The 13,838-nt window shown below is 38.2% G+C and carries 12 protein-coding genes and 1 tRNA gene; 5 read left to right on the plus strand and 8 right to left on the minus strand.

Annotated features, from left to right (window positions below):
• Nucleotides 1–51: 51 nt before the first annotated feature.
• Entirely contained in the window at nucleotides 52–1,707 is a 1,656-nt protein-coding gene (locus DXC10_RS14040; protein ID WP_101545862.1) for a polysaccharide biosynthesis protein, read from the minus strand.
• 203 nt (nucleotides 1,708–1,910) lie between these two features.
• Between DXC10_RS14040 and DXC10_RS14045 the strand changes: the two genes are divergently transcribed.
• The 5 genes from DXC10_RS14045 to DXC10_RS14065 all read left to right on the plus strand — a co-directional run bounded on the left by DXC10_RS14045 (nucleotide 1,911) and on the right by DXC10_RS14065 (nucleotide 6,695).
• Nucleotides 1,911–1,983, plus strand: a tRNA-Thr gene (locus DXC10_RS14045).
• A 90-nt stretch (nucleotides 1,984–2,073) separates the two neighbouring features.
• On the plus strand, nucleotides 2,074–3,111 hold the full coding sequence (gene mltG / locus DXC10_RS14050) for an endolytic transglycosylase MltG (protein ID WP_117738112.1): 1,038 nt from the start codon (nucleotides 2,074–2,076) through the stop codon (nucleotides 3,109–3,111).
• Between the two features lie 77 nt (nucleotides 3,112–3,188).
• Nucleotides 3,189–4,781 carry a thiamine pyrophosphate-dependent enzyme gene (locus DXC10_RS14055; RefSeq protein ID WP_117738114.1) on the plus strand — a complete coding sequence of 531 codons (1,593 nt, stop codon included), beginning with the start codon at nucleotides 3,189–3,191 and terminating at the stop codon, nucleotides 4,779–4,781.
• A gap of 4 nt (nucleotides 4,782–4,785) precedes the next feature.
• Entirely contained in the window at nucleotides 4,786–5,367 is a 582-nt protein-coding gene (locus DXC10_RS14060; protein WP_101545868.1) for an indolepyruvate oxidoreductase subunit beta, read from the plus strand.
• Between the two features lie 20 nt (nucleotides 5,368–5,387).
• Nucleotides 5,388–6,695 (plus strand): phenylacetate--CoA ligase, encoded by a 1,308-nt coding sequence (locus tag DXC10_RS14065; protein WP_117738116.1) that lies wholly within the window; start codon nucleotides 5,388–5,390, stop codon nucleotides 6,693–6,695.
• A gap of 501 nt (nucleotides 6,696–7,196) precedes the next feature.
• Here DXC10_RS14065 and rplT read toward each other — a convergent pair.
• From rplT to ruvX, 7 genes are all read right to left on the minus strand, one after another.
• Nucleotides 7,197–7,547: a 50S ribosomal protein L20 gene (gene rplT, locus DXC10_RS14075; protein WP_007214085.1), complete on the minus strand. Its 351-nt coding sequence runs from the start codon at nucleotides 7,545–7,547 to the stop codon at nucleotides 7,197–7,199.
• 101 nt (nucleotides 7,548–7,648) lie between these two features.
• Nucleotides 7,649–7,846: a 50S ribosomal protein L35 gene (rpmI, locus tag DXC10_RS14080; RefSeq protein ID WP_101545874.1), complete on the minus strand. Its 198-nt coding sequence runs from the start codon at nucleotides 7,844–7,846 to the stop codon at nucleotides 7,649–7,651.
• Between the two features lie 68 nt (nucleotides 7,847–7,914).
• Nucleotides 7,915–8,511 (minus strand): translation initiation factor IF-3, encoded by a 597-nt coding sequence (infC, locus tag DXC10_RS14085; protein ID WP_101545921.1) that lies wholly within the window; start codon nucleotides 8,509–8,511, stop codon nucleotides 7,915–7,917.
• A 121-nt stretch (nucleotides 8,512–8,632) separates the two neighbouring features.
• Entirely contained in the window at nucleotides 8,633–10,573 is a 1,941-nt protein-coding gene (gene thrS, locus DXC10_RS14090; RefSeq protein WP_117738118.1) for a threonine--tRNA ligase, read from the minus strand.
• A gap of 82 nt (nucleotides 10,574–10,655) precedes the next feature.
• On the minus strand, nucleotides 10,656–12,695 hold the full coding sequence (locus DXC10_RS14095; protein ID WP_117738120.1) for a tetratricopeptide repeat protein: 2,040 nt from the start codon (nucleotides 12,693–12,695) through the stop codon (nucleotides 10,656–10,658).
• A gap of 117 nt (nucleotides 12,696–12,812) precedes the next feature.
• Entirely contained in the window at nucleotides 12,813–13,367 is a 555-nt protein-coding gene (gene def, locus DXC10_RS14100; RefSeq protein WP_101545881.1) for a peptide deformylase, read from the minus strand.
• A gap of 39 nt (nucleotides 13,368–13,406) precedes the next feature.
• The gene (gene ruvX / locus DXC10_RS14105; protein WP_101545884.1) at nucleotides 13,407–13,832 is read right to left on the minus strand and encodes a Holliday junction resolvase RuvX; all 426 of its coding nucleotides are present in this window, start codon (nucleotides 13,830–13,832) and stop codon (nucleotides 13,407–13,409) included.
• Nucleotides 13,833–13,838 lie beyond the last annotated feature (6 nt).

Here is a 13,838-nt window from a genome sequence, read left to right on the forward strand (position 1 = left end):
TTTTTTAATCGGCTACAAAGGTAATACATTATTTCATAATATACATTTATTTCATTGTGAAGTTTCGGAAAAAGAATTAATTCCTTTTCTTAATATCATCTGATTTTCCGTATAGCTATCACGAACCAAAGTAGTAATGCGAGCATACGTCTGTTTATAATTAGTATCTTCCAATTTACATTTCAGTACCATAGGATGAGTTGTCATTTCAGTACAAGAGTTCCAAGCATCATCCAATAAATACGTAGCTCCATCTTCTCCGATATTACATACTTCCAATAGTAGTTGGCACGCTTCCGACATAGCCATTAAACATTGAGGTTCAAAAGGATAAATTCTACCCAAACGAACAATCATCATTTTTCTATTTGTTTCAACCACATTTGATACCATCAAAGCTCTCGCACCGACTTCTGCTAGCCATTTAGTTTTATCAACTATCGTTTTATGATTTATTACCCCATTAGTAGATACAAGTACACACCGGTTTACATCATACTTTAAAGACAATTCTACTATATTCAAAGTACCTTCTATATTAGTCCGAATAGCCTCTGAAACAAAATCTTCCATCAACTGTATATTGTTATAAGCTGCCGCATGAAATACAAGTTGAGGATTAACTTCCCGAAAAATGGCTTCCAAGCGACTATGATTTGCCACATCAGCTACTTGTACTTTCACATCCAAGTTTTTCCAATTATCAGATAGTTCCAACTGAATGTCGTATAAAGGCGTTTCTGCCTGATCTATCAATATCAAGCGATATGGATTTAATGCCGCCAATTGACGAACAATCTCCCGTCCTACAGCACCGGCAGCGCCTGTTACAATGATTTTACGCCCCTCAATAAACGAAGCAATCTTTCGCATATCAACTTTAATCGGTTCCCGACGCAACCAATCTTCTATTTGAAGATTTTTTATCAAACCGTCATCAACACAATCACTCAATGGCGGTAAGGTCATCAAATGAATATTATGCGCCTGCATTTTCTCCATCATACCTGTTTTTTCCAGTTCTACTTCTTTGCCCGGAGAAATGATAATAGCCTGTACTTTCTTCTTTTCCAATCTATTTAAAAGATTCTCATCATTAGCATATACCTTACATCCCATGGACAATTTTCCAATCATATCGGGCTCATCTGAAATAAAACCACGCAAACGAAAATGATTATTGCGATTTACCCGTAACGCTTTGGCAACATTTACTCCTGTTCCATAAAATCCATAAATAAATATGTTTATACTATGGCGTGCATCAAAAGCTATGGTTTCGTAAAAAATCTTTATGGAAATACGTAAACATAACATAAAAGAAAAAGTAAAAATATATGCCATAAAAAGTATACTTCCCGGAAGTGTATTTTCCAAACCAAAAAGCCACCAACAGAAGTTTCCTAATCCTAATAGTCCAAAACTCAAAGTAAGACATATAAACACACGATAAATATCTATAAATGAAGAAAAGCGGATAATGCCAACATAAGTATGGAAAATCTGAAAAAATAAAGCACAGCATAAAACAGTAAGCACACTCATCCAACTGTATAAAGAAGTGTTATATGTAATCGACGATATTTCCCATTGTATGATGAATGCTAATAACATAGAAACCAATACGATTAGCAGGTCTATCAGTAAAACAATCCACTTGGATGCAATACGAGAAGAAAGATACTTATAGTATAGTCTTGAATTCATAATATAATATGAAACGTCTGTTTTGTTTTAGCTAAGTTACAAATATGCTTCTTTTCATTTGATTTTCCAATTATTTTAGGAGAAAATATTACAATATCCAAATATCACAATAATCATTAAGAAATAATCAAAAAAAATCAAACGATTATTTTTGCAAATTCAAATAAAGATGTACCTTTGCACCCCGTAAACAGAAGTCATTTGCCGCTATAGCTCAGTTGGTAGAGCAACGCATTCGTAACGCGTAGGTCGCCAGTTCAAGTCTGGCTAGCGGCTCTCAAGAAAGAGATGTAAAAGCATCTCTTTTTTTATGACCTTTTCTATATTCTTTATACCTTTGTCTCCTCCAATAAATAGAACAAGAATATGAGAAAGAAAAAAATAAGCATCCTTCTCGGAATATTTGCAATCTTATTATTTATTGCAATTATTTGTACCGGTACAGTTTATTATTATTTGTTTGCCCCACAATTTCATCCTCCCAAAACAACCTACATTTATATTGATCGCGACGATACGGTTGACTCTGTATATAATAAGGTGAAAATTCAAGGTCATCTAAAAAAAATTACAGGATTTAAATGGATGGTAAAATGGCGTGATTATCACAAGCATATTCATACGGGACGATATGTAGTTCGACCTGGAGAAAACGTTTATCACGTTTTCAGTCGTTTTTACAGAGGATATCAAGAGCCTATGAATCTCACTATTGGAAGTGTACGAACATTAGACAAATTGGCCCGTAATATAGGCAAGCAACTTATGATTGATTCTGTAGAGATTTCCAGGGCTATGAATGATTCTGTATTCCAACATAAAATTGGATACAATAAAGAAACTATGGCTTGTCTTTTTATCCCCGAGACCTATCAGGTATATTGGAACATGAGTGTAAATGATTTCTTTGAACGAATGCAAAAAGAGCATCAAAAATTCTGGAATTCAGAACGATTGAAAAAAGCCGAAGATATAAGTATGACCCCAGAAGAGGTTTGTACCCTGGCATCTATCGTCGAGGAAGAAACAAACAATAATTCTGAGAAACCAATGGTTGCAGGGCTTTACATCAATCGCCTTCATTCTGGAATGCCTCTACAAGCCGATCCTACCATCAAATTTGCCCTACAAGATTTCAGCCTACGCCGCATCACAAATTCCCATTTGAGTATAAATTCACCATATAATACCTATCGTAATCCTGGTTTACCCCCCGGACCGATACGCATTCCCTCTCCCATAGGGATAGATGCCGTATTAAATTACGCAAAACATGATTATATATATATGTGCGCTAAAGAAGATTTTTCTGGTACTCATAATTTCGCCTCCAATTATGTAGAGCACATGAGAAATGCAAGAAAATATTGGAAAGCATTGAACGAAAGAAAGATTTTCAAGTAATATTACGATAAAATAAAAGCAAAAGGCTATATTTGCGACTATTATTAAAACCGTGACTAACACTTAAACAATAAGAAATGAGCAAGCAACTCTTACTTGGCGATGAAGCCATTGCACAAGCTGCATTAGATGCCGGACTTTCCGGTGTATATGCCTATCCCGGTACTCCTTCTACGGAAATTACCGAATATATTCAAATGGCACCGATTACTATTGAAAAAGGCATCCATAATCGTTGGTGTTCCAACGAAAAGACAGCTATGGAAACTGCACTAGGTATGTCTTTTGCCGGAAAACGTTCACTGGTCTGTATGAAACATGTAGGTATGAACGTCGCAGCCGACTGTTTTATAAACTCCGCCATCACTGGTATAAAAGGCGGACTGATTGTTATTGCAGCTGACGACCCCAGCATGCACTCTTCACAAAACGAACAAGATAGCCGTTTTTACGGTGATTTCGCACTTATACCTATGTATGAACCAAGTAACCAACAGGAAGCATACGACATGGTTTATAATGGCTTTGCATTCTCGGAACAAATGGGTGAGCCACTGTTAATGCGTATGGTTACACGCTTGGCACACTCCCGTTCCGGTGTTGAACGTAAGGAACAACAGCCACAAAATGAAATCTCTTTCAGCGAAGACCCACGTCAGTTTATACTGCTTCCCGGTAATGCGCGTAAACGCTATAAAATACTGTTGCAACGTCAGGAGGAATTCATTAAAGCATCAGAAAGCTCTCCATATAACAAGTATATGGATGGTCCTAATAAGAAATTAGGTATAATTGCTTGTGGCATCGGCTATAATTACCTGATGGAAAATTATCCTAAGGGATGTGAATATCCAGTACTCAAAATCGGGCAATATCCTCTTCCTAAAAAACAGTTGATGCAACTTGTAAATACCTGTGATGAAATTTTGGTCTTGGAAGATGGTCAACCATTTGTTGAGAAACAATTGAAAGGTTATCTTGGTATTGGTATCAAAGTAAAAGGTCGACTGGATGGAACATTGTCACAAGACGGTGAATTAAATCCTGACAGTGTTGCACGTGCTGTAGGTAAAGAAAATAAAGCTGAATTCAGTACGCCTTCTTTAGTAGAAATGCGCCCGCCTGCGTTGTGTGAAGGGTGTGGACATCGTGATATGTATACAGTATTGACAGAAGTATTAAAAGAAGAATACCCGACCCATAAAGTGTTTAGTGATATAGGTTGTTATACATTAGGGGCTAACGCACCATTCAACGCTATTAATTCTTGTGTAGATATGGGAGCTTCCATCACAATGGCAAAAGGGGCTTCTGACGCAGGCGTATACCCATCTGTATCTGTTATAGGCGACTCTACATTCACTCATTCCGGAATGACCGGTTTACTGGACTGTGTAAACGAGAACACCAACGTAACAATTGTTATTTCAGACAATGAAACCACTGCCATGACTGGTGGACAAGATTCTGCAGGAACCGGACGTTTGGAGGCTATTTGCGCAGGAATCGGTGTCGCACCGGAGCATATACGCGTCGTAGTTCCTTTGAAAAAGAACTATGATGAGATGAAACAGATTATCCGCGAAGAGATTGAATACCATGGTGTATCTGTTATCATCCCTCGTAGAGAATGTATTCAAACCCTAGCACGTAAAAAACGAAACAAGTAAAACTATGAAAAAAGATATCATACTTTCAGGTGTGGGTGGACAAGGTATCCTCTCCATCGCTACTGTAATCGGTCAGGCTGCTCTTAAAAACGGCTTATATATGAAACAAGCCGAGGTACACGGCATGAGCCAACGAGGTGGTGATGTACAATCCAACCTTCGTATCAGCGATCAACCTATTGCTTCAGACCTCATTCCTACAGGAAAATGCGATCTCATAATTTCATTAGAGCCAATGGAAGCTCTACGTTATCTTCCCTACCTGAACCATGAAGGATGGCTGGTAACCAATGAAGTCCCTTTTATCAACATACCTCACTATCCAACAGAAAAAGATATAAAAATGGAACTTGAAAAACTACCTCACAAAATCATATTGAATGTAAATGAAGTAGCTAAAGAAGTGGGATCCCCACGGGTTGCCAATATTGTATTGTTAGGTGCAACCATTCCATTTTTAGGTATAGACTATACTAAGATACAAGATAGTATTCGGGATATATTCCAACGTAAAGGAGAAGCTATTGTGGAATTAAATCTCAAAGCATTGGCAGCAGGTAAGGAAATTGCAGAAAATCTGATGTAAACTCTAAATTTCAAAAGACCATGAATGACAAATACTGGGAAGAAGAGATAGAAACCATGCCACGTGAAGAGTTGCGTAAACTACAACTCCAACGGTTGAAAAAAACAATTAATATTGCATCAAATTCCCCATATTATAAAAAAGTTTTTCAAGAAAACGGTATAACAGCAGAGGATATTCAATCAATAGAAGATATCCGTAAAATTCCATTTACTACCAAAGCTGATATGCGTGCCTGTTATCCTTTCGGTTTAGTATCCGGTAATATGCGTGAAGACGGAGTCCGTATTCATTCATCCAGTGGTACTACGGGCACTCCAACCGTTATTGTCCACTCCCAGCACGATTTGAATTCATGGGCTAATTTAGTAGCACGCTGTCTTTATATGGTAGGTATACGTAAGACCGACGTTTTCCAAAACAGTTCGGGTTATGGTATGTTTACAGGAGGGCTAGGTTTCCAATACGGTGCAGAACGTCTGGGTGCATTGACAGTTCCTGCTGCCGCAGGTAATAGTAAACGACAAATAAAGTTCATTACAGACTTCCAAACAACAGCCTTGCATGCCATTCCTAGCTATGCTATCCGTTTGGCTGAAGTATTTCAGGAAGAAGGCATTGACCCCGTCTGTACCAGCCTCAAGACACTTGTAATTGGAGCAGAACCTCATACAGACGAACAACGTCGAAAAATTGAACGAATGTTAGGAGTAAAAGCCTATAATAGTTTCGGCATGACCGAAATGAACGGTCCTGGTGTCGCGTTTGAATGTACTGAGCAAAATGGGATGCACTTTTGGGAAGATTGTTATCTAGTAGAGATTATTGATCCAGAGACTGGAGAACCGGTTCCTGAAGGTGAAATTGGAGAATTAGTCTTGACAACTCTTGATCGTGAGATGATGCCCTTAATACGTTATCGTACTCGTGATTTAACTCGTATATTACCGGGTAAATGTCCATGTGGTCGTACACATATACGTATTGACCGTATTAAAGGACGGAGTGATGATATGTTCATTATTAAGGGAGTCAACATCTTCCCTATGCAAGTTGAGAAAGTATTGGTGCAATTTCCTGAGTTGGGTAGTAATTATCTCATCACATTGGAAACAGTCAATAACCAAGATGAAATGATCGTAGAGGTAGAACTCAGTGATTTATCTACTGATAACTATATTGAATTAGAAAAAATACGTAAAGAAATTACCCGTCAATTAAAAGATGAAATACTAGTCACGCCTAAGCTAAAGCTTGTAAAAAAAGGTTCTTTACCGCAAAGTGAAGGAAAAGCTATCAGAGTAAGAGATTTACGGGACAATAAATAAAAAGTCCATATAATATAGATGCACATACGTGCATAGATATAAATAAGTACGCAGTTAAAAATATAAATACTTGCGTACTTATCCTTGGGATTTACAAATGCTTCAAAACAATAGGAAAAGAAAAAGGAACGGTAGTCGCAAGATTACCGTTCCTTTTTATAGAAAGCCGCACCGATGATGTGATGAAACTCCGTATGACATGATTTGAGTGCCCGTCCTCTTTGTAATCCACCGACTCAAGAGTTACCCCGAAGGGCGTGGCCCGCCATTGAGAAGCGAAGCTTGTCTCGGTATTTCATTAAAATTGATGAGTTTCCCGATCCAATCAATGCGGCTATATTTTTCTAAAACAAAGATAACAAGTTTATATGAAAGAAACAAGAGAAAATAGAAATTTGTTTTCTCGACAGTACCGTTTTCACAATTCCTCATCTTCTTTATAAACAAAAAGTGCTGACTACCCTATTGTAATCAGCACTTTGTAATTTTATTATCAAACAGTTATGCTGCTTTTGCTTTAGCAACAATAGCTTTGAAGGCCTCCGGATGGTTCATAGCTAAATCGGCCAACACTTTACGATTGATTTCGATACCAGCCTTGTGCAAAGCACCCATCAATTTAGAATATGACATACCTTCCAAACGTGCAGCAGCATTAATACGTTGAATCCACAAAGCACGGAAGTTTCTTTTCTTATTCTTACGGTCACGGAACGCATAAGTCAAACCTTTCTCCCAAGTATTCTTGGCAACGGTCCAAACGTTCTTTCTTGCACCAAAGTAACCTCTGGTTAATTTCAAAATTTTCTTTCTTCTTGCTCTAGAAGCAACATGATTTACTGATCTTGGCATAGTTTTACTTGTTTTTGAATGTTAGCGCCGTTACTCCACGCAGCGGACTTAAAGCTAATGCATTCGGTTAATAACTTTAATAATACTTCGTACGCTTTTGATTACTTCATAGCTAAGAGTTCCTTAACCTGACTTACATTCGTTATATCAACGATTGTAGAGTAACACAGATTTCTCTTTTGCTTTTTAGTTTTCTTAGTCAGAATATGACTATGAAAAGCGTGCTTTCTTTTGATTTTACCTGTTCCGGTAAGAGTAAATCTTTTTTTAGAACCGGAGTTAGTCTTCATCTTTGGCATCTTACTAATTTTTAAATTATTTAATTATATGGCAACGCACTATACCTGTGGCGTTACTCATTTTTTTATTATTCGTCTTTTGATTCAGTAGAAACATTTTTAGAGGTCTCTACCGATTTCGATACAACCACTTTCTTAGGAGCTCCTTTCTTTGGAGAAAGTTGAATAGTCATTCTTTTCCCCTCTAAAATAGGCATCTGATCTACCTTAGCATATTCTTCCAAGTCATTTGCAAAACGCAAAAGCAACACTTCACCTTGTTCCTTAAACAAAATAGAACGACCTTTAAAAAATACGTATGCTTTTACCTTATCACCATCTTCCAAAAATCCCTTTGCATGCTTCAGCTTGAAATTATAGTCATGATCATCAGTCTGAGGCCCAAAACGAATTTCCTTCACATTGACCTTAACCTGTTTTGCTTTTTGCTCCTTCTGACGCTTCTTTAACTGATAAAGAAATTTAGAGTAATCAATAATACGACAAACAGGGGGCTGTGCATTTGGAGAAATCTCCACAAGATCCGCTTCGTGTTCTTCTGCCAGCTTCAATGCCTGAACTATAGGATACACTTTTGGTTCTACTTCATCGCCCACAATGCGGACTTCCTTGGCGCGGATTTGCTCATTAATCCGATATTGCGCCTTCATGCTGTCATTCTTCATTAAATAACCTTTACTTCCAGTTTGTTTCTTGTTTATTACTACCAAATTTATTTTTTGCATTAAGTAAAAGCGAACTTTAGAACATCAATTATATGCTATGCTTTTACAATTGGGCGCAAAGTTACCATTTATTTATCATATTTTGAACTTCTTCGTTCATTTTTTTAGCAAATTCTTCAAAATTCATGGTTCCTTTATCACCTTCACCCTGCTTACGGACAGAAACTTCTCTATTTTCAGCTTCTTTTTCACCCACAACCAACATGTAAGGAATACGTTTCATTTCGTTATCACGTATTTTACGTCCGATCTTCTCGTTACGTTCATCTACAATAGCACGAATATCGTATTTCTTCAAATATTGTTTTACTTCCTGAGCGTAATCGTTGAATTTCTCACTGATAGGCAAAATAGCGACCTGATCAGGGGTCAACCACAACGGGAATTTACCGGCAGTATGTTCAATCAGTACAGCAACAAAACGTTCCATTGATCCAAACGGTGCACGATGAATCATTACCGGACGATGTTTCTGATTATCTGCTCCTGTATATTCCAATTGGAAACGTTCTGGTAAATTATAATCCACCTGAATGGTACCTAACTGCCAACGACGTCCAATAGCATCTTTTACCATAAAATCCAGTTTAGGACCATAAAAAGCCGCTTCACCATATTCTATCTTGGCTTTCAGTCCTTTTTCTTCACACGCTTCAATGATAGCTTGTTCCGCCTTTTCCCAATTCTCATCGCTACCAATATATTTTTCACGGTTTACCTTATCACGCAGAGAAATCTGAGCTTCAAAATTCGTAAAATTCATGGATTTGAATACGATAGAAATAATATCCATAACACGAAGGAATTCATCTTTCACCTGATCGGGACGACAGAAGATATGAGCATCATCCTGTGTAAAACTACGCACACGAGTCAATCCATGCAACTCACCACTCTGTTCATAACGGCAAACCGTACCGAATTCAGCCAAGCGCAAAGGCAAATCCTTGTAAGAACGAGGTGAGTTTTTATAAATCATACAGTGATGAGGGCAATTCATCGGTTTTAGGAAGTACTCTTCTCCCTCTTCCGGAGTATGAATAGGTTGGAATGAATCTTTACCATATTTTGCATAATGCCCGGATGTAATATACAACAATTTATTACCAATTGGTGGAGTTATAACCTCTTGATAATCATAACGAGCCTGAATACGACGCAAAAACTCCTGCAAACGCAAGCGCAATGCTGCACCCTTCGGTAACCACATCGGCAATCCCTTACCCACCGTATCGGAGAACATGAACAAATCCATTTCTTTACCAATCTTACGATGGTCTCGTTTCTTTGCCTCCTCCAGTAATACCAGATATTCATCCAACATTTTCTTTTTCGGGAAAGTGATACCATAGATACGAGTCATCATCTTACGATCTTCCTGACCACGCCAATAAGCTCCCGCTACCGAAGTCAACTTGATGGCTTTAATAGGAGCAGTAGTCTGCAAGTGCGGGCCACGACACAAATCTGTGAACGCACCTTGCGTATAAGTTGTGATATGACCATCTTCCAATTCAGAAATCAGCTCACATTTATAAGTTTCTCCACGATCACCGAACATCTTCATAGCATCCGCTTTTGTAATATCTTTTCTTACAACAGCTTCTTTCTTTGCCACAAGTTCAGCCATTTTCTTCTCGATAACAGGCAGATCGGCCTCTTTAATAGCAGTCTCACCCGGATCTACATCATAGTAGAAGCCGTTTTCAATAGCAGGTCCAATACCAAACTGAATACCCGGATACAACTCTTGCAATGCTTCGGCCAACAAGTGAGCGCTTGTATGCCAAAACGCATGTTTCCCTTGTTCATCTTCCCACTTATAGAGAACCACTTCTGCGTTTTCATTAATGGGGCGCCCCAAATCATAAATTTCTCCATTTACGCCACAAGCCAGCACATCCTGTGCTAGGCGCGAACTGATACTTTCTGCTATTTGCAGTCCCGTTACTCCTTCGTTATATTCACGAACAGAGCCGTCTGGAAATGTTATCTTTATCATAATATTACGTATAATTCAAATTTCAAAACGCAAAAATAACGAATTCTTTATTGATATTCTATTTTTTAGAAAAAAAATGTTATCACTGCATATTTGTAAATCTCTTGATAATGTTATAAGCTGAAACAATACCCAATTCGCCAGCCTTACTCAAGTCAGAAATACCCTGTTTGTTATTACCTAGGAAGATATGAGTCAGGCCACGGTTAAAATAAGCCTCGGCAAAATCCGGATTCAAAGCAATCGCCTTATCATAATCTGCTAAAGCAGCACGATAATCTTTCAGCATAGACAACACATTACCACGGTTATAATAACCATAAACAAAATCAGGAGCCAATTGGATGACATGATCCAAATCATTTTTCACAATATCATAATCTATGGCGGTAACTTCCACTGTTTTAGCCTCTGGTGTTCCCGACACAGCCCCCTCATTCATAGTGGATTCTGCCTTCTTATATTCCAACTGTTTACAACGAACCAAAGCTCTCATAAAATAAGCCGGGAAGAAAGTATCATCCAGCAGAATACTCTGTGTAAAGTCATCAATAGAACTTGCAAAATCCTGTACTAAATAGAAATCCAACCCACGCATAAAACGTTTCTTCGCATTTTTATCGTCTGCTACGATATCCGATGTATGAGTATCTATCAGTGCAAAATGGAAACGTACTTGTTCTTCAGTCAATGGAGCCTCCATGTTCGTGATACGCAAAGACTTTGGAAACAACTTCAAATGATTCAACTCATCAATGTATTTATGATAGTGTATCACACGTTTTACATCACTCAACTTTTCATAATAAGTTAGCGCATACATTGGTTCAAGTTTTATCGTCACATTCTTATCCTGCACACGTCCACGATAATCACTTGTATAACGCTGATCAGCTTCCGAATCATCCGCAATCACAATTTTACGGTAATTCTCCATATTCTTATCAGATTTCTTACGTGTCTTTTCATTATCCGTTCCACCCTCTCCCGAATTATTATCCGCCATATCTTTTTCACCACCGGATGAAACACCGTTACGCCTGTCAATCTGCATTTTCATAACCTTGAATTCATCCTGTTCGGCACCTTTACGATCACCTACCTTCTTTCTTGCTTCGGCACGCTGATAATAACCAGCCATGAAATTAGGATATTCATCAATCACTTTAGAGTAATCACTGATAGCCCCTCTGTAATCACCCGTTTGTGCACGCAGCAAACCACGATTAAAGGTAGCCATCATATTATCCGGCTCCATTTTCAACACGAAATCAAAATCCTCTATCGCCCTATTATCATCTCCCACTTGGGCACGCAACAAACCACGATTATAATGTCCCAGGAAATTATTCGGATCGATATCTAATGCCAGATCATAATCACTCATGGCACCTCTCAAATTATTTTGATGAAAACGCGCCAAAGCACGGTTGATATAATTCCCCGCATTCTTGGCACTCAAATGGATAGCTTGATCTAAATCACCTTCAGCATCTTTATATTTACCCTGTTGAAGACGAACAATAGCTCGTGCAGCCCATCCGTCCGGATCATAACGATCCATATCGATGGCCTTTTCAAAGTCATTTAAAGCCTGTATAGTATCATTTTGTTTCAAGTTGACTTCACCACGCATCAGATAAGCACGCGTATATCGGGGAGCAATAGTCAAAAATTTCCCCAAATCCTTTTTTGCCGAATCATAGTCTTCTTTTTGCATGTGGCAAAGGGTAAGATTATGCCAAAGTACCACATTTTCAGGATCATATTTCAATGCAGTTTTATAATCCTCTATCGCCCCATCAAATTTATTCTGACGGATACGCGCCAATCCTCTAATCTGATAAGCTCCTACTACAAAAGGATTTCTTTGGATCGCCAAATCACAGTCAGCTTCCGCTCCCTGGAAATCATCCAGATTGATCTTCGCCAGTCCACGAAAGAAATAAGGCTCATATAAATAAGGTTTCGCATTAATAACCTGATTAAAATATTGGATAGAAAGCACGTAGTCTTCAAAATACAATGCGTTTCGAGCGATAGTCATCACCCGTTCCGTATTGATTTGCGCATACAACAACGTGGGTAACAGCAAAATAGCCGTTAATATTTTTTTTATCATCTTGTCTTATAAATACTTGTAAACGAAACAAAAGTAACGTTTATTCGTTTACATATCAGGATATACCGAAGACTTTTTATATTTTTTGAGCCTTTTATACCTTATTATATGGTTTACTTATTTTACGGTCTTCACCTTATAGGTACAATGCGCCTTCCCCTTCAACATCGCGTTCAGCTTTCCTTTTATCATCTGTTTACGCAAGGGGGACAGATGGTCTATAAACATTTTCCCATCCAAATGGTCAAATTCGTGTTGCATGACACGAGCCAGGTATCCCTCAACAATTTCATCATGCTCCACCAAATCTTCATCCAAATATTTCACACGTATTTTATTACCTCTTTTCACAGCCTCATGAATACCAGGCAGACTCAGGCATCCTTCCTCCATGGAAACCTCTTCACCAGACACCTCCAAAATATGCGCATTAATATATGCCTTACGAAAATCTTTATATTCAGGATAATCATCCGACAACACATCCAGATCAACAGTTACCACACGAATTGGTAAACCAATTTGCGGAGCAGCAAGTCCCACACCATCAGCATTACTCATCGTTTCGAACATATTCTGGATTAACTCTTTCAAATTAGGATAATCAGGCGTTATATCTTCCGCCACTTTTCTCAATACGGGTTGTCCGTATACATAAATAGGTAAAATCATCTTATCAATTACAAATTACTAATTACATTCACTATACTACTATAAGGAGGAAAAACGTTTATTCTCCAGATATGTTTGCAAAATAATTGTCGCACTGATTTCATCCACCAAAGCTTTATTTTGCCGGGCTTTTTTCTTCAACCCGGCTTCCAACATAGTACGATGAGCCAGAACAGAAGTAAAACGTTCGTCTACGTACTCCACAGGCATATCCGGCAACTTTTTCTTCAAAGAACGGACAAATGGCTCTATATTCTTCATATTTTCAGAAGCTTCGTTGTTCATCTGTTTGGGAAGCCCCACTAAAATCCGTTCTACCGATTCCTTAGCCACATAATCAAGGATAAAAGCAAGAAGCTCATGAGTAGGTACAGTTGTCAAACCATTGGCAATCATCTGTAGCGTATCACTAACGGCTATCCCTGTTCGCTTCCTACCGTAATCTATAGCTATTATCCTGCTCATTATAGG

The organism is Bacteroides sp. OM08-11 (assembly GCF_003438665.1).
Classification (GTDB): Bacteria; Bacteroidota; Bacteroidia; order Bacteroidales; family Bacteroidaceae; genus Bacteroides; species Bacteroides cutis.